At 38.0% G+C, this 19329-nt stretch carries 11 protein-coding genes; 7 read left to right on the top strand and 4 right to left on the bottom strand.

The window, feature by feature from the left end; translation table 11 throughout:
- Positions 1-61 precede the first annotated feature (61 nt).
- Positions 62-2176 carry a S8 family peptidase gene (locus H560_RS0100865; protein WP_027378283.1) on the bottom strand — a complete coding sequence of 705 codons (2115 nt, stop codon included), beginning with the start codon at positions 2174-2176 and terminating at the stop codon, positions 62-64.
- Positions 2177-2425: 249 nt separating this feature from the next.
- On the opposite strand from H560_RS0100865, the gene dnaE reads away from it, so the two are divergent.
- From dnaE to H560_RS0100880, 3 genes are all read left to right on the top strand, one after another.
- Positions 2426-7099: a DNA polymerase III subunit alpha gene (gene dnaE, locus H560_RS0100870; RefSeq protein ID WP_027378284.1), complete on the top strand. Its 4674-nt coding sequence runs from the start codon at positions 2426-2428 to the stop codon at positions 7097-7099.
- Between the two features lie 352 nt (positions 7100-7451).
- Entirely contained in the window at positions 7452-10205 is a 2754-nt protein-coding gene (locus H560_RS0100875) for a T9SS type A sorting domain-containing protein (protein ID WP_027378285.1), read from the top strand.
- 140 nt (positions 10206-10345) lie between these two features.
- A complete protein-coding gene (locus H560_RS0100880; RefSeq protein WP_081413901.1) occupies positions 10346-12319 on the top strand; it encodes a T9SS type A sorting domain-containing protein in 1974 nt (657 codons plus the stop codon).
- Between the two features lie 223 nt (positions 12320-12542).
- Here H560_RS0100880 and H560_RS23075 read toward each other — a convergent pair whose 3' ends face one another.
- Positions 12543-12701 (bottom strand): hypothetical protein, encoded by a 159-nt coding sequence (locus H560_RS23075; protein ID WP_162143841.1) that lies wholly within the window; start codon positions 12699-12701, stop codon positions 12543-12545.
- 44 nt (positions 12702-12745) lie between these two features.
- A complete protein-coding gene (locus H560_RS0100890) occupies positions 12746-13573 on the bottom strand; it encodes an ion transporter (RefSeq protein WP_034752027.1) in 828 nt (275 codons plus the stop codon).
- A gap of 138 nt (positions 13574-13711) precedes the next feature.
- Between H560_RS0100890 and H560_RS0100895 the strand changes: the two genes are divergently transcribed.
- Together H560_RS0100895 and H560_RS0100900 are read left to right on the top strand one after the other, a co-directional pair.
- Positions 13712-14809 (top strand): Nif3-like dinuclear metal center hexameric protein, encoded by a 1098-nt coding sequence (locus tag H560_RS0100895; protein ID WP_027378288.1) that lies wholly within the window; start codon positions 13712-13714, stop codon positions 14807-14809.
- A 3-nt stretch (positions 14810-14812) separates the two neighbouring features.
- A complete protein-coding gene (locus H560_RS0100900) occupies positions 14813-15589 on the top strand; it encodes a zinc ribbon domain-containing protein (protein WP_027378289.1) in 777 nt (258 codons plus the stop codon).
- Positions 15590-15702: 113 nt separating this feature from the next.
- Here H560_RS0100900 and H560_RS0100905 read toward each other — a convergent pair whose 3' ends face one another.
- A complete protein-coding gene (locus tag H560_RS0100905; protein ID WP_027378290.1) occupies positions 15703-17481 on the bottom strand; it encodes an AMP-dependent synthetase/ligase in 1779 nt (592 codons plus the stop codon).
- Positions 17482-17750: 269 nt separating this feature from the next.
- On the opposite strand from H560_RS0100905, the gene H560_RS0100910 reads away from it, so the two are divergent.
- Positions 17751-18890: an acyl-CoA dehydrogenase gene (locus H560_RS0100910; protein WP_027378291.1), complete on the top strand. Its 1140-nt coding sequence runs from the start codon at positions 17751-17753 to the stop codon at positions 18888-18890.
- Between the two features lie 19 nt (positions 18891-18909).
- Positions 18910-19275 carry a hypothetical protein gene (locus H560_RS0100915; protein ID WP_027378292.1) on the top strand — a complete coding sequence of 122 codons (366 nt, stop codon included), beginning with the start codon at positions 18910-18912 and terminating at the stop codon, positions 19273-19275.
- Positions 19276-19329 lie beyond the last annotated feature (54 nt).

The following is a 19329-nucleotide window of genomic DNA, read 5'->3' on the forward strand; positions in this document are numbered from 1 at the left end:
AAGCAAAAAACAAAACACTAACAACTGTTAGTGTTTTGCAATAAATTATTTAAGAATTCCCCTATTCTTTTATCACTTTTTTGGAAATTACCTCTTTGTCTGTTTTTACTTCAACGATATAAATTCCTTTAGGGTAAGATGATAGATCAATGCTTGCTTCGTCACTGTTCACTGTTCCGGTCTGTAGTTTTTTACCAGTCAGCTCATACACAGTGAAAGTGCTTTTCTTAGGAGCTTTCAATACTTTTACAAAATCTTTTGTAATGGTAGGAGCAATGGCCAGGCTGTTTTTAACAGTGTCATTAGTACCTAATATCTCCTGAGAATATCCCGTAACCATGATTGAATAGTTTTGAGGAGCACCTGCACCGCTGTTATTAACAAGGTTTCCTTTATTGGTTATTTCAATTCTGTAGTTTCGGCCTGCTGTAGGAGCTTCTATCACAACCTGTTCTACGTTATCAACGGTGTTGTCACCCTTTGTAGCAGGAGTCATTGGTGCATTGGCATTCAGTTTCCAAGGATAATAAACTGTATTGTTTACAGTATCAATGATTCTTACATCCAGGTCATTAACCAGTCTTGAAGCTCTATTGTTGTATGCCTGCGCCCAGGTAAGGTTAGATGGGATAACATAAGCAGGATCAATCCATGAAACAGTAACCTTTAAAGGCTCGGTACCTGATGCTGTTACTGTTTTTTTATTGTTGGTACCATTATTTAAGGTTTCATTATTAAAGATAACGGTGTTATTGGACTTTCCTACCAATAATTCAGCGCCCTTTTTAGAGTTTATATATCCCCATCCGTTCCATGGATCAGGGCCTACAGTTCCTGCTTCAGAAGCGGAATGGATCATAAGGGTTTTTGCTGAAGCGGCATTAAGCTCAAGAGTAGGGAATAGCTGTTTGTACACCTGCATCCAAACACCTATAATACCCGTTACTATTGGTCCGGAATATGATGTTCCACTCCCTGTACTTATTAAATTGCTTCCTGTTGTATTTTCAGCTGTAGAAGCATGTGTTACGTTGGTTCCGGTGGTGATGATATCTGGTTTAATTCCTCCGTCATCTCTTGGTCCTGCGCTGCTATAGTCGGATTTTATAACGTCGGCTGCTGAGGCATATCTCTTATCTGCTGCGGTAAGTATGTCTGATGCACCTACTACTATAATATTTTTAGCCAGTGAACCTGGTCCTATACAGTCATACCCTTGTGCGCAATTATTTTGCGGAATAACATCGGTAGCAGAGAATTGTACTAAATTACCAGTTGCATTCTCATAATATTTAGGCATTGTATTTCCAGTAGGGCCCATTCCATATGAGTTTCCTGCAGATTTTACAATAACATATGATGGATTAATGTATACTATATTGTCATAGTTTTGGTCATTATAAAGATAAGTTCCCTGTACGTCGAAACTTGTATTTGGACTTGTAAAATCACCATTCCAAACCCATGCATCTGTACCATTGATGTATGAGTAATCCCATCCAGTATTTGTTCCGTAAGAGTGGTTGGATATTTTTGGCTGGGCAATAAGTATTTTTTCAAATACATTACTTGAAGCAGTATTGCCGGGTAGTACAGTGGTTGCAAATGAATAATTATCAAATGTTGCATTCTGTGCTATACCTCTGAAATTAGTAACTCTGGTAGTACCATTAGGAAATGTTAAAGTATAAGGATAATCTTTTGCACCAATAAAACCTGTTACGGCTGTAGCGTGTGCACTGTAGTTCATGGTGGAAGCTTCCTTATTGTTTACTTTATTTGGGATATTGTTAAAAAAAACATGCCCCTGGAAAGCTCTTCCTCCATCAAAAACTGTATATTTAATGTTTTCACCATTAAAAGAACCAGTTAAGCCGGAAATTGTTCCATTTTGAAGATAATCTGCATTAGAGTTTTTTATTTGATCCAAATCATCAGCTTCAAGAAAGTAAGGTTGTCCGGAGGGATAAAAACCAGCTAGGAGGCTGCGTTCTTTTTCAATCTCTTTTTCAATTTCTGGAGTTCTTTGAGATCTGTAACGTTTTGCCGCATAAGATTCAAACCTTTGATTGTTTTCCTGGGTTTGTTTACGGAACTCTCTCATTAAGTCATCATTTTTCTGCGCACTAAAAATTGTAAAAGCTAAAGTGCTTACAAGAAGTAACTGTTTCTTCATAATTTGTAAAAAATTTTGACAAATATATATTAAAATTAGCATTAATTTGATTTATGTTTAATGAAAATGGCATATTGTTGATTTTTTAATTTATTTTATACGCTTTTAATAAAAATTATTTATTAGAAATAATTAATTTGATTAAATTTTTAAACTATAAAAACAGTGATAGCTTTTGTTAAATTTAAAAATGATATCAAAAAATGCAGTAATTTTACCTTTCTTTTTATTAAAGCTGAAAAATTATAAATGTATTTAGTTTTTGACACAGAAACCACGGGTTTACCAAAGAATTTCAACGCACCGCTTTCAGACTCAGATAACTGGCCCAGAATGGTCCAGATTGCATGGCAGCTGCATGATGATGACGGGAGATTGATTGAGAATCAGGATTATATTATAAAACCTGAAGGGTATGATATTCCCTTCAACGCCGCAAGGATTCACGGGATAACCACAAAAATTGCCAATGAAGAAGGCCGGGATCTGCAGGAAGTTTTGGAAGAATTTGCTGCTGTACTGGAAAGAGTGAGAGTGGTTTCCGGACATAATGTAGAGTTTGATTATAATATTGTAGGAGCAGAATTTTTCAGAAAAAATATTAAAGACAACCTTCAGGAAAAACCTAAGGCTGATACCATGATCCTGGGAACAGACTATTGCCAGCTTGGAGGTGGAAAAAACGGAAGATACAAATCTCCGAAACTGGAAGAGCTTTACGAAAAGCTGTACGGCAATAAATTTGACGAGGCTCACAATGCAGCAGCCGACGTGAATGCAACGGCTCAGGTTTTCTTCGAAATGATGAGAATCGGGGTGATTCCGGCGGAAGTTTTGAAAATTTCTGAAGATCAGCTTACCTACTTTAAAACGCTGTACCCGGATCCTATTAAGCCTTTCAGTATCGTTATCAGAAGGCAGGTTGCGGATTTTCACAATAAGAAAAAGCAGCAGGATTTCGGAAGCATTGATGAAATTGATCTTGGAAAATATTTCAACTTCGATAATCACAGTGTTTTCTCGACACTTACTGCCACTTCCAGCATCAATGATCTGATTAAAAAAGCAACAGAAGATAATTTTCCGGCCGTAGGAATGGTGGATTTGGGAAATATGATGGGAGCTTTCAAGTTTGTTTCGGCGGTGGAAGGAGCTAATGGAGACCGGGCGAAAAAGCATAAAGAATACATGGCAAAAAAGCAGGAAGCGGAAGAAAACGGAACAGAATTTACTGAAGCGGAACCGTCTTCTGAGCCTTTAATTCCCGTTGTAGGCTGCGAATTTTATATTTCAGACCGCTATGAGCAGAAGCAGTTTACCAAAGATGATCCGGACAGGAGAACACAGGTTGTGCTTCTGGCAAAAGATTTTAACGGATATAAAAATTTAGCAAAGCTTTCCAGTATAGGCTTTTTGAAAGGTTTTTATTTTGGAGTTCCGAGGATTAGCCGTGAGTTGATTGCGCAATATAAAGAAGGTGTAATTGCTTTAACCTCAGGGATTAATGGTGATATTCCCGATGCTATTTTAAATACCGGCGAACAGAAAGGGGAGGAGCTTTTCAAATGGTGGAAAGAAACTTTCGGAGATGATTTTTATGTTCAGATCCAGAATCACAAATTACCGGAAGAAGAGCATTTAAATGATGTTTTATTGCACTTTGCAGATAAATATAATGTTAAAATACTAGCACAGAACGAAACTTTTTATACCAATAAAGACGATTCCAATATTCAGGATATCGTAAGCTGTATCAAAGATGGCGAGAAACTGTCAACGCCAGTTGGTAAAGGCTTCGGAAAGAGAAGAGGACTTGCTACCGGAGAATATTATATCAAAAATTCAGATGAAATAAAAGAAGCTTTCCTTGCATATCCAGATGCTTTTGAAGCGTACGAAGAATTTTTTGCGAAATTCAAGCCTTATACTCTTAAAAGGGACGTTCTTCTACCGAAATTCGATATTCCTGCCGAATTTATCCATGCGGAAGATGAGGTTGATGGCGGCAAGCGCGGTGAGATGGCCTATCTTACTTATTTAACCTATGAAGGGGCAAAAAGAAGGTATGCTGAAATCACCGATGAAATAAAAGAACGACTTGATTTCGAGCTTGAAGTAATTGCCAATACAGGTTATCCCGGCTATTTCCTTATTGTACAGGATTTCTGTAATGAAGCCCGTAAAATGGGAGTATGGGTAGGTCCCGGAAGGGGTTCGGCGGCAGGTTCCGCGGTAGCTTACTGTATCGGGATTACCAATGTGGATCCTATTAAATATGATCTCCTTTTCGAGAGATTCCTGAATCCGGAAAGGGTTTCCATGCCGGATATTGATATTGACTTTGATGATGAAGGGCGTGATAAAATTATCAAGTGGGTAATTGATAAATACGGACAAAATCAGGTAGCGCAGATCATTACTTACTCTGTTCTCGGAGGAAAATCAGCGATTAAAGATGCCGGAAGGGTTTTGGATGTTCCGATTCCTGATACCAATAATATTGCGAAGCTTGTCCCTTCCACACCAGGGATGAACATTGCCAAAGCTTTAACAAAATATGATAAATTAAGGCCAGAAGAACAGATGCTCGTTGATGAAATGAGATTCGTTCTGGATAGTCCCACAGATCCGCGTCACGATGTACTGGCGAGTGCCAGAAAAATGGAAGGCTGCATCCGGAATACCGGGATTCACGCGTGTGGAGTGATCATCACTCCGGAAGATGTGAGTAACCTGGTTCCTGTAACCATTGCTGCGAAAGATGCAGATATTTTAGTGTCTCAGTTTGATAACTCTGTTGCTGAAAGTGCAGGTCTTCTTAAGATGGACTTTCTTGGGTTAAGGACTTTGACTATTATTAAAGATGCGTTAAAACTTGTTAAAGCCAGACATGGTGTTGATATTGATCCGGATTTGATTCCATTGGATGATAATAAAACGTATCAGTTATTTAAAGAAGGAAGAACGGTAGGGATTTTCCAATATGAAAGTCCCGGAATGCAAAAGTATATGAGGGAGCTTAAGCCAACTGTTTTTGCCGATCTTATTGCCATGAACGCGCTTTACCGTCCGGGGCCTATTAAATATATCCCGAATTTCATTAACAGAAAACACGGAATAGAAGAAATTGTTTATGATTTACCGGAAACGGAAGAATATTTAAAGGAAACTTACGGAATTACCGTTTATCAGGAGCAGGTAATGCTTTTATCTCAAAAACTGGCCAATTTTACCAAAGGTGAAGCCGATACGCTGAGAAAAGCGATGGGTAAAAAGCAGATCGATGTTCTTAATAAGATGTATCCTAAATTCATTGAAGGAGGAAGACAAAATAACCTGGATGAAGAAAGGCTGGAAAAAATCTGGAACGATTGGAAAGCGTTTGCGGAGTATGCCTTCAACAAATCTCACTCCACCTGCTACGCCTTTATTGCTTATCAGACAGCATTTTTAAAGGCAAATTATCCTGCGGAATATATGGCGAGTGTGATGAGTAATAACATTAACAATACCGACTCAATCACCATGTTCATGGAAGATTGTAAAAGTATTGGCGTTGATGTTTTGGGTCCTGATGTAAATGAATCTCAATACAAATTCTCCGTAAACGAAAAAGGCCAGATCCGTTTTGGGTTAGGTGCGATAAAAGGTATCGGAGAAGGGCCGAGCGAAGCGATTACAAAGGAGAGGGCTAATGGTAGATTTAAAAATATTTATGATTTCTTTGAAAGGATTCCGCCTTCCCAGATGAACAAAAGGGTAGCGGAAAGTTTAGTGTTAGCGGGAGCTTTCGATGAGTTGGACAATTTCCACAGAGGACAGTATTTTGATATTGATATGGCCGGAAGAACCAATCTTGAGCGTCTGATAAGATACGGGCAAAGCTTCCAGGAAAGTAAAAATGAGATGGAAAACTCCCTTTTTGCAGATTTTGCTGAAGAAGTTCAGATCGAGCAGCCGAAATTGGCACCATGCCCGGAGTGGCCGAATATGCACAAGCTTAATAAAGAAAAAGAAATCATTGGGTTCTACCTTTCTGCGCACCCGCTGGATGAATTCAAATATCAGTTTCAGTTCATGCAGGGGCAGCTTTCTAAAAAAGCCGTGCTGGAAAAGGATGAAGAAGCAAAAGTGGTGGTGGATGAAGTGCCTATTTTAGAAAAGGATGTGGTAGAAGATGTGGCTGACCTGGTAGAAATTGTTTCTGATGATATTATTGCGGGTGAAGAGGAAGAGATTATAGAAGAAATCACAAAAAAAGCAGAACCAAAAGGAGTTTTCCAATTCCTGAACCTTGATGAGGTGGATGCTTACAAAGACCAGGCGTTTGCCAATAAGCAGGAAGAGCTTTTCGAAGAAAAGAAGAAAGACTGGAAAACCATACAGAAAGAAAGAGAAAATGGTGGCGGCGGAAAAGAATATACTGTAGCCGGACTTATTACGGAATACAGGGTTCAGGATGGTTTCCGAAGCGGTGAAAAAGTGGCCTTCGTGACACTTGAGGACTATTCCGGGTCATATTCTTTCCGATTGGGAGACCGGGATTATATGAGGTTGAAGGAAAAGCTTGAAGTGCAGCGTTTTGTTATTTTTAAAATAAAATTTGCCCAGGTGAAAGACGGGCGTGTATTTGTAAATGTAGTAGACGTAATTGAGCTTCAGGAGGCTTTTGAAAGGTTTGCAAAAAGCATTTCTCTGGTAATGGATGTGATGGATTTCAGGCCGGAAGATCTTGCATTCTTCAGAAATGTTCTGGAAAAAAATCAGGGCAGCCAGAAACTTAAATTTTATATTAAAAATAATGATGACGAATCACATGTGGAGCATCTTGAGGTGCAGTCCATGAAACATTCAGTCAATTTGAGTGGTGAATTGATTAAAGAAATTCAGTTGCTTAATAAATATGAGTTTTATTTAAACTAAAAAAGGGAATTATTTTCTTTTATAAATGATAAAAAGTGGCTTTTAAGTCACTTTTTTTATTTTGAATTATTTTAAATTAATTAAGTAATATGGAGTAAATAATGATGGTGAAGTTATTCTGAAATGTATAAAATGTGGTATCATAAAAGTAGAGTTATTTTGTAAATATTTGATTTTTAATTCATTGAAAATTATCAATATTTTGTGATTTATATAACTTAACCAATATAAATATGATCTTTTATTAATCAAACGTTTATTTTATTAAGTTATTGTTAATTATTTTTTAATATTTGTTAATTTTATTTAATAATTTTTTTACATTTACTCCCTAATTTAATTTTTACTAAGTATGAGAAAACTATTACTTTTATTTGGATTGCTGGCGGGATTCACCTGTCAGATGTATTCAGGACAAACGTACACCGTACCGGTATGTAACGGTACGATCGGGACGAACAGCTATGGAACGCTAAACAGTAATACCACAGCTAATGCAAAAAGCCGTGGAGCTTTTATTATTCCTTCTTCGCAGCTTATCAATATCTCAGACGGAACTATTACTTCCACTTATTTGAAAAGATTGAGCTCCTCCGGAACTTTGAATTCCAGCGCAACCTTTAAAATTTATCTTAAAAATACTACAGCAACGGATTTTGGTTCCGGAGCTTTGGATTGGGCTACTGCCATTACTGGTGCTACTCTGGTATATGATTCCAATCCTGATACCGCTGTGGGAAGCACTGCAGGATTCAAAAAATTTCAGCATTCTGCAAATTTTGTTTATACTGCAGGAAGTAATCTTGCGGTTTTCACAGAGTATGTTCAGGCTACCGGCCAGACGTCTACTATCAACTGGGAGTATGAATACTCTTCACCATGCGTAAATACGTCAAACAGCAATACTACAAAGTATGTAACTACTTCTTCCGCTTTCGGGGCAACTCTTACCTCATCAGATTACAGAAGGCCACATATTGCTTTTGATGCTACAGTGCCGCCTCCAACTACAGTACCTTCTTGTACTACAATTTCGGCACCTGCCAATGCGGCTACCGGAGTTTCCGTAACACCTACTATTACATGGGCTGCTACCCCTATTACATCAAGCTATGTTGTAAATCTTGGCACAACGCCTGGCGGAACAGATATCATGAATGGGGTAGATGTAGGAAATGTTACCTCCTATTCAATTCCTGCGGCTACACCTTTGAATTATTCTACACCGTATTACGTAACAGTAATCCCTAAAAATGCCATCGGACAGGCGGTAGCTTGTAATGGAAATATGTTTACTACTGCTGCAATGCCGTGTCCTACAGTAAGCTCACCAAGCTCAGCTGCTACCGGAGTTTCAACTATTCCTACTATTTCTTGGGGAACAGTAACGGGAGCTACCGGATACAGGCTTACAGTAGGGACAACTTCTGGGGGTACAGATGTTTTAAATAATGTTGATTTAGGAAATGTTACTTCATATACCTTTGCTTCGGCTTTAAGTGCTTCTACCACATATTATTATTTGGTAACGGCTTATAACACGGCTTCAAGCTCAACGGGGTGTACGGTAAGATCATTTACAACTACGGCCGCTGCGCCGCCTGCTAATGACAATTGTGCCGGAGCAGTGATACTAACTGTAAATCCTGATCTTAACTGCGGAGCGACAACGCCTGCAAATACTTTAGGAGCTTCATTATCTATGGCTGCAACGCCTTGTAACGGAAATCCGGACGATGATGTTTGGTTTAAATTTGTTGCAACAAACTCAGTACACGTAGTTGCTTTATCAAATGTAGTATCTACAGGAACAAGTTCTGCAACAGATATGTATTTTCAGGTATTAAGTGGAGCCTGCGGGTCTCAGACAAGCTTACTATGTTCTGACCCAAATACAGGAACGGTAACCGGTTTAACGGTTGGTGAAACATACTATGTAAGAGTTTATACCTACGCAGGAAGCGGAGCAAACGCAAGCTTTAATATCTGTATCGGAACTCCGCCGCCGCCACCTGCAAATGACGAATGTAATTCTGCAGTTGCTTTAACAGTTAACCCGGATTTAGCGTGCGGATCAACTACTGCAGGTACTACTTTAAGTGCCACCAACTCAAATTTAGCTGTTTCTCCATGTACAGGAACTGCAGATGATGATGTTTGGTACACATTTGTAGCAAGTTCTACAGCGCATGTAATTACTTTGTCCAATGTAGTATCTACAGGAAGCTCTTCATCTACAAGTCTTTATACCCAGGTTCTTAGCGGGACTTGCGGAACTTTGGCAAGTGTAGTTTGCGGTACTTCAAACACTACTGTTGTAAGTGGATTGACTCCGGGACAAACTTATTATGTAAGAGTATACAACAGCAACGGCGCAGGATATAGCAATAGCTTTAATATCTGTGTCGGAACTCCGCCGCCACCGCCTGTAAACGACGTTTGCTCCGGAGCAATAGCTTTAACAGTAGGAGGAAATTTTGCAGCTAATGCAATAACTACCACAAATGCCGGAGCTTTAACAGACGGAACTACTTCTTGCCAGACAAGCAGAGGAGATAATGTATGGTATACCGTTGTAGTTCCTGCGAGTGGAAATCTTAAAATTGAAACTCAGGGTGTTACAGGTTCTGGTTTCACGGATACAATACTTTCAGTGCATTCAGGTACTTGCGGATCACTTACTAGCATTGCTTGTGATGATGACGCTGGGGTAGATAACTATTCATTAGTTACTCTTACAGGTCAGACGCCGGGAACTACATTATATGTTAGTGTTTGGAGATATACAGGAACAGCAGGAGGGGGAAGCACAACGGGACAGTTTAAGCTTTCTGCTTATGACGCTTCTTTATTAGCTACTGATGAAGCATCTGCTAAGAAAGACCAGATAAAGCTTTATCCGAATCCGTTCTCTGATGTATTGAATATTTCTGATATTAAAGACGTTAAAAATGTTCAGATAACTGATATCTCAGGAAGACTTGTGAAAACTATTGCTAATCCTGGTGCACAGTTACATTTAGGAGAATTAAAACAAGGAATGTACCTGGTTACTTTAGAATTAAAAGATGGTTCTAAGCAAACAATAAAAACAATAAAAAAATAATTTTCTGATTATTCTTATAGATAATATAGCGGCTGGATTTTTTCTAGTCGCTATATTTTTTTTAAAAAAATTAAAATATTAATGCTTTAATCGAAAGTTTATTATTAATTTAGTGTTCAAATCAGCAAAAACCCTTATTTATGACAAAATTTCTACTCTCATGCTTGATATTTTTAAGTATGAATCTATCTGCCCAGATTGATCTGGGTACAGGAAGTACGGACACTGGTGTTGCGCCTATCAGCACCTATTACGGATATTCCTATGTGCAGCAGGTTTTCACAAAGCAGGAAATCAATGCCAATGCCGCAGGAAATATTACTGGTCTTAAGTTTTATATGGATCCTTCGATGTCAATCGCCAATTCTTCCCAATGGGTGGTTTATCTGGGGCATACTACTAAAACTTCCTTCACTTCTGAAACGGATTGGGTGCCTTTGGCTCAATTAACCCAGGTCTATTCGGGAACTGTAACCAATAACAATGGAGTGATAGAGATTACTTTCGCTACACCGTTTGCTTACAACAATACTTCGAATCTTGTACTTGCGGCAGAAGAAAACTCTGCAGGTTATGATGATAACGATTATGATGAAGCAATCTACGTGTATAATGGAGCTCCAAACTCTACACTGTATTACAGAAATGATTATACAGATCCGGATCCGGCTTCTCCGCCGGCTACTGATGGAGTGCTAAGGAATTATAAATCGGTTACCACTTTTCTTGGTTTAACTGCAAGCCCGATTCCTGCATGTCCTATCGTAACGTATCCGGCTAATAATGCTACATTCGTTCCTTTAACACCTACTATTACCTGGAATAATTCTTCAGGAGCTACAAGTTATAAGGTTTCCATTGGGACTACTCCGGGTGGTACAGATGTGGCAAACCAGGTATCTGCAGCTACAAACAGCTATATGCCTGCGACACCTCTTGCACCGAATACAATGCATTATGTGAAAGTAATCGCAGTGGGAACAGGAGGAGAGTCTTCAGGATGTTCTGAAATTATGTTTAAATCTGCGCCGCCGGCACCTACTAATGATGAGTGCGCGACAGCAGTTACTTTAACGGTGAATTCTGACCTGAACTGCGGTACGGTAACTCCGGGATATACAATCGGGGCTACAGATTCAGGAACTGTTCCTGATCCTTGTTACGGAACTGCAGATGATGACGTTTGGTATAAATTTACAGCAACTGCAGCTACTCATAAAATTTCTCTTCTTAATGTTCAGTCTGTCGGTTCTAATGCTGATGATACAGATACTTACTTCCAGGTCTTCAGTGGAGGATGTGGAGCGTTATCCAGTATCTATTGTTCAGATCCGCCATCAGGAGTTGTTACAGGTCTTACTGTGGGAGAAACATATTGGGTAAGAGTATACAGCTACGGTGATACAGGCAGCCATCAAAGTTTTGATATCTGTGTAGGAACTTTCCCTCCGCCACCGGTAAATGACGATTGTTTTGGAGCACTTACGGCTACTACTTTCCCGTATGACTACAACCAGGTAGATGGTGCAGGTTCTACAAACAACGCAGGAATGATTACTTCTTGTTCTAATGAAATGAATGACGGAACATGGTTTACTTTCGTAGGAGACGGAGATACATTTAATATCACTGTTACAATGCCTGCAGGAAGTGATTTTGACCCACAGATCGGGGTTTACAGCGGAAGCTGCTCAGCTTTATCTTGTGAGGATACTGTGGACGACGGTGGACAGGGAGGTACGGAAACAGTTTCTATCCCTACACTTGCAGGAAATACATATTATGTGAATGTAGGACAGTATGGAAGCTGGCAAGATGAGCCTGAAGGGGCGTTCTCTATTAATATCACAAAAGGAGTTTTAGCAACCAGCGATGTAAAAGCTAATAAAAATACAATCAAGCTTTATCCAAACCCATTCTCTGATGTATTAAACATTTCAGATGCTTCTAATGTAAAATCAGTATCTATTTCTGATATTTCAGGAAGATTGGTAAGGGTAATTGATAATCCGGCTTCTGCTCTTCAACTTGGGGAATTGAGACAGGGAATGTATTTAGTTACACTTAATATGAAAGATGGTTCTAAACAGACAATCAAAACAATTAAAAAGTAATTTTTAATTATATCTAAAGGATAAAAAATATATAACCAAAAAAGACGGCCGTTTATTCGGTCGTCTTTTCTTTTTAAAGTTGTTAAACTAATTTTTAAATTAACCATAAGAAGCAAAAGAAATCAATCTTTAAATAAAATATCAAAATCTTTTGTGTCTTTCGTGGTTAAAATAAGAAGTTTAAACAAGTTTTTTATAATAGTTTATATTTATTAATCACTTATCATCTGTCCTGCACTGGCTGAAGATCTCCTGTATTCAGACTTGAAAAAACGGCCGGGAAAAATGTTACAAGAATAAAATAAATTACGACCATTAAAACAACTAATGAAAATAATATTACTACTAAAGTGTTTGGTTTGTTTTTCTTTTTAGGTTCCATGATTTTTGCGGTATTTGGTTAATAGATTACTATGATATTTCATATTAAGCTAATTTCTTGCCACACTGCTTACAATATCGTGCATCATCATCAATATCTTCATTTCCACATCTTTCACATATCTTTTCCAGGTTTTGTCTTTTGTTTCGCATTTCGGCGGTTACAATCCCGGTAGGTACTGCAATGATGGAATAACCGGCCAGCATCAGGATCACGGCAAAAAATTTACCCATGGGCGTAATAGGTGATACATCACCATATCCCACGGTAGTTACCGTTACCACGGCCCAGTAAATGGATTGCGGAATAGTTTCAAAGCCCGGCCTGCCGCCTTCCACCATAAACATCAGCGAACCGACAATTACAGAGAAAATAATAAGAAATAAAAGGAAAATATAAATCTTTCTCGAGCTGTTTTTTAAGGCCCTTACGATGACAGTTCCGTCATTCATAAAATCCATAAGATTAAAGACTCTGAAAACCCTCAGCATTCTCAGCATTCTGAAAATCAGGAAATATTTAGTAACCGGAAAGAAAAAGCTCAGATAAAACGGAACCAGCGCCAGAAAATCAATAATCCCGAAAAAACTGAAGATGTAATGTCTCTTGTTTTTAATAACAGCAATCCTGGACCAGTATTCTGCTGTAAAAATCAATGAAATAATCCACTCAAGAACAATGAAGGTGTAATGAAATCTTTCATCAAGCTTCGGTACACTTTCCATGAGGATAATAAAGGTGCTAATGAGGATAAGGCATAGCAAAACAATATCAAACAGCTTTCCGAGCCTCGTATCGGAGCGGTAAATTATTCTAAAAAGATACCTTTTCCAAAATTTATCTCCGGGAACAAGGTTATGTTCTCTTTCCATTTTGTTTATTTATATCAAGGTAAAGTTAATAATTTTAATATTGAGATCAGCAAAATACATTTATAAGCCTCTTCCAATAAAACAAAAATTTTAATCCAAAAATTAATATCTTCGCTGTACTCCAAATTTTTTAAGAAAATGAAGCTAAGAACTGTAATATCAAAAATAGAAGAAAGAATACAAATCCATCAGGCAGAAGATTTTGACAATGTGGGGCTGCTGTGCGGATCCTGGGATCGTGATGTAAGCGGAATTCTGGTTTGTCATGACGCTCTTGAAAATGTAGTGGAAGAAGCAATTCATAAAAATTGTAATTTAATAGTATGTTTTCACCCGATTGTTTTTTCAGGGTTAAAATCTTTAACAGGAAAAAATTATGTGGAAAGAGCAGTGGTAAAAGCTATTGAGAATAAAATTGCCATTTATGCCATTCATACGGCATTTGACAATGATTTTTTTGGGGTGAATCACGGAATATGTTCTCAGTTAGGTCTGAAAGATCTTAAAATTCTTCAGCCTAAAAAAAATAATCTAAAGCAGCTGACGGTTTTTGTTCCGAAAGATTATTCCGAAAAAGTAAAAGAAGCCCTTTTTTCTGCCGGCGCAGGAAATATCGGGTTTTATGATGAGTGCAGTTTTACGATCAATGGAAACGGTACTTTCAGGCCTGTAGAAGGGTCAAATCCGTTCTCCGGACAGCAAAATATCCGTGAAAATGCAGATGAAGATATGATCTCTGTGATTTTTGAAGATTATAAGCAGGGGCAGATTCTTTCCGCAATGAAAAATGCGCATCCCTATGAAGAGGTTGCCCATCAGATTTACAGTCTGGATAATACCAATCATCACGCGGGATTAGGCATGTACGGAGACTTTGAAGAGCCAATGGAAGAAACGGACTTTTTAAAGCTGGTAAAAGAAAAATTTAATCTTGAAGTAATCCGCCATTCTGATTTTAACAATAAAAAAATTAAAAGAGTAGGGGTTTTGGGAGGCTCGGGAGCAAGCGGCATTCGGTCTGCAATTTCCAAAAAATGTGATGCTTATCTTACGGGAGATGTGAAATACCATGATTTTTTCCTGGTAGAATCAAAAATGATGATTTGTGATATAGGGCATTTTGAATCAGAACAATTTGTAACTCAACAATTATTTGAAATTTTGTCACAAAAATTTAGTACATTTGCAATCTCAAAATCTATTGAGAAAACAAACCCGGTAAATTATTTCATTTAAAATATGGCAAAAACCAACGATATTTCAGTTGAAGAGAAGTTAAGAGCTTTATACGATTTGCAGATCATTGATTCTAGATTGGACGAAATCCGAAATACAAGAGGAGAATTGCCAATCGAAGTAGAGGATCTTGAGATTGAAATCGAAGGTCTTGAAAAAAGAGCTGAAAAGTTTCATGCAGATATCAAAGATCAGGACGATCAGATCAAAACAAAGCATGAAGTAATAAACCATGCAAAAACTTTAATTGAAAAATACAAATCTCAGCAGGATAATGTAAGAAACAATAAAGAGTTTGAAGCATTGAGCAAGGAGATTGAATATCAGGAACTTGAAATTCAGCTTGCAGAAAAAAGAATCAAAGAATTCGGTGCTAAGATCAGTCACAAAAATGAAACATTAAGTGAATTGAACGATAAGATCAATGAGCTTAAAAATCATTTGAAATTCAAAAAAGAAGAATTAGACGGCCTGATCTCTGAAACGAAGAAAGAAGAAGAATATCTGATCGAGCAGTCTAAAGAATTTGCAGCTAAAATCGATGAAAGATTATTGGCTTCTTACAACAGAATCAGAACAAACTCTCCGAATGGACTTGCAGTAGTAGGCCTTGAAAGAGGAGCTCCAAAAGGTTCATTCTTTACAATTCCGCCTCAGAAGCAGATGGAAATTGCCCAGAGAAAAAAGATTATTATTGATGAGCATTCAGGGAAAATCCTTGTTGACGACGAGTTGGTAATGGAAGAAAACGAAAAAATGAAATCTGTGATTAAATTCTAATTTAATTAAGATTTTAAAAATATAAAGCTGTTTCAATTCTGAAGCAGCTTTTTTTATGTCCTTGCGAGGAGCAATGACATAAAAAAAACCGCCTCAAAAGAAGCGGTTATTATTTACTCATGATGTTCATACATCTTATTGTAAAGATCAATGAATTTCTCTTTTATGGCTTTTCTTTTCAGCTTTAAGGTTGGAGTAAGAAGTCCGCTTTCAATGGTCCATACTTCTGGTGTCAGCTCTATTTTTTTGATCTGTTCCCAGTTTCCGAGATGCTCATTCATATCATCGATTTCCTTCTTGATTCTTTCTTTAAGTTCAGGGCTTTTAGCAATTTCCTGCGGTGTAGAACCAATGCTCAGGTTATTTCTCATTGCCCAGCTTTTTGCAAACTCAAAATCAGGCTGAATAAATGCAGTTGGCATTTTTTCACCATCACCTACTACCATGATTTGTTCTATGAATTTCGATGCTTTAGCCAGATTTTCAATGGTTTGCGGTGCAATGTATTTCCCTCCGGAAGTTTTGAACATCTCTTTCTTACGGTCAGTAATCTGTAAAAATCCTTCGCTGTCGATATGTCCGATGTCGCCTGTTTTGAAATAGCCGTCCTCTGTAAAAGTCTCCTCAGTCATTTGTTCATTTTTAAAATAACCTTTGAAAATTGATGGCCCTTTAACGGTAATTTCTCCGTCTTCCTGTATCTTAACATCAAGATTGTCAAGTGGTAAACCCACTGTTCCGATTTTCATTTTCTCGAAGCTGTTTACCGATATTACGGGGGATGTTTCCGTTAAACCATATCCTTCCAGAATAGGAATTCCGGCATTTTGGAACATTAAATTCAGCCTTGTAGATAAAGCCGCGGATCCTGAAACCAATGTGATGATTTCGCCTCCAAGACCTTCTCTCCATTTTTTGAAAACCAGCTTGTCAGCAATGATTTCCTGTAATCCTGATGGCCTTGAAACGGTTTTCTTTTTAGAGATTAAATTTAAAGCCCAGAAAAATATTTTTTGTTTCAAGCCGCCTGCAGATGAGCCGGTTGCATAAATTTTATCATATACTTTTTCCACAAGTCTAGGGACAACGCTCATGTAGTGAGGTTTCACTTCTTTTACATTTTCACCCATTTTTTCGATGCTTTCTGCAAAGTAAATGGAAAAACCATTGTACTGGAAAAGGTAAAAAAGCATTCTTTCAAAAATATGACAGATTGGAAGGAAGCTCAGCACTCTTGTATCCTTATAATCAAGGCTTTTTTTCTTAGGAATTCTCGGCATGGAACCCAATACATTGGAAACAATATTATGGTGCGTAAGCATTACGCCTTTTGGTTTTCCTGTGGTTCCGGAAGTGTAGATTATGGTTGCTAAATCTTCAGGATTGATGGTATTGGCAAGATCTTCCACCTCAATCTGGGTAGAATCGTCTTCACCAAGATCAAGGATTTCCCGCCAGTTGGCCGCTCCACTGATGTTGTCAAAAGTAAAAATACCCTGTAGGGAAGGGATGTTGTGCTTTACCTTCACTACTTTATTCAAAAGATCCTTGTCTGAAACAAAGCAGTATTTTATTTCAGCATTATTGAATATAAATTCATAATCTTCAGGTGAAATACTGGGATATACGGGTACGGATACCACCCCGATCTGGGAAAGTCCAAGATCCATAATGGCCCATTCTGTACGGGAATTAGTGGTAATCAAAGCGATTTTATCGCCAGGTTTTATCCCTAATTTCAGGAGCCCCCTGGATATTTTATTGCCTTCATTAATAAACTCCTGTGTGGAAGTTTTTTTCCATTCGCCCTGATATTTGGTTACAAACATATCCTGCTTGGGATAGTTTTCTAAAGCAAAGCGTGGTATATCGAATAATCTTTTGATTGTCATGATTTTTTTGTAAAAGTTAAATGATTTTAAATATAAGAATTTTTTTTAATTAAAAATTAGACTTAATGAAAGAGAAAATAAGATTTTGATTTAAACTATCTTAAAAACAAGAATACTGATACGGTAATCGGGAGAATTACATAAGAATGTTATTCATAAAAAATAAGTTTTAAATTGCTAATTTCTAAGTACTAACTTCTATCTTCTATTTCTGTTTTCAGATTTGCCTAAAAAGTGTAAATTAGCGACCATCTAATTATTTAATTTTTATGGACTTTAATTTATCAGAAGAACAGCTGATGATTCAGCAGGCGGCAAGAGATTTTGCACAAAACGAGCTATTACCGGAAGTAATTGAAAGAGACCGCGACCAGAAATTCCCTGCAGAACAGGTGAAGAAAATGGGAGAAATGGGACTTCTGGGGATGATGGTGGATCCTAAGTACGGTGGAGCAGGAATGGACAGCGTTTCTTACGTTTTGGCGATGGAGGAGATTGCAAAGATAGATGCTTCTGCAGCTGTTGTAATGTCTGTAAACAATTCATTGGTTTGCGCCGGGCTTGAAAAATTCGCTTCTGAAGAGCAAAAAGTAAAATACCTTACTCCTCTTGCAAGCGGGCAGGTAATCGGGGCATTCGCATTGTCTGAGCCGGAAGCGGGTTCTGATGCAACTTCTCAGAAAACTACTGCAGAAGATAAAGGAGATTATTATTTATTAAATGGTATCAAAAACTGGATCACAAACGGAGGTACTGCATCTTACTATATTGTAATTGCCCAGACTGATCCAGAGAAAAAGCATAAAGGAATCAACGCATTCATCGTTGAAAGAGGCTGGGAAGGCTTCGAAATCGGGCCGAAAGAAGACAAATTGGGAATCAGAGGAAGTGATACGCATTCTTTGATCTTCAATAATGTAAAAGTACCGAAAGAAAACAGAATCGGGGAAGATGGCTTTGGATTCAACTTTGCGATGGCGGTTTTAAACGGCGGAAGAATCGGGATTGCTTCCCAGGCACTAGGAATTGCTTCAGGAGCTTATGAACTGGCTTTAAAATATGCTAAGACAAGAAAAGCTTTCAGAACTGAGATCATCAACCACCAGGCAATTGCATTCAAATTAGCTGATATGGCCACTCAGATCACAGCGGCAAGAATGCTTTGCTACAAGGCTGCAGTAGAAAAAGATGCCGGAAAAGATATCTCAGAAAGCGGTGCAATGGCAAAACTATATGCTTCTCAGGTGGCTATGGATACTACCATCGAAGCAGTACAAATCCACGGCGGATACGGATATGTAAAAGAATATCACGTGGAAAGAATGATGAGAGATGCGAAGATTACGCAGATCTATGAAGGAACTTCTGAAATCCAGAAAATTGTGATTTCCAGAAGCATTTCAAAATAAAGCTTAAACACATTTATCTATGAAAAAATCTTTGTGGATCACACTGGGGATAGTATTTCTTTTGTTAGGAGTATTTATCTGGTATAAATATTTCTTCGTTTTCGGAGAAGGGGTGAAGTCAGGCTATCTGAATTATGCCATCAAAAAAGGCTATATCTTCAAAACCTATGAAGGAAAGTTGATTCAGGAAGGTTTCGGGAGAGGAAAAACGGGAACCATTACAAGCTATGAGTTCGAGTTTTCCGTACAGGATGCCGAAATTTTCAAGCAATTGGAAATGAACAGCGGAAAAACCTTCGACCTTCATTACAAAGAGTACAACGGAGCTCTTCCCTGGAGAGGAAACACAAAGTATGTAGTAGATAAAATTGTCAATATGAAATAGTAACAAAAGGCTCTCGATCTGAGAGCCTTTTTACATACACACGAACCACAAAAT

Origin of the sequence: Chryseobacterium daeguense DSM 19388 (assembly GCF_000430825.1) — a bacterium.
Taxonomy (GTDB): Bacteria; Bacteroidota; Bacteroidia; order Flavobacteriales; family Weeksellaceae; genus Chryseobacterium; species Chryseobacterium daeguense.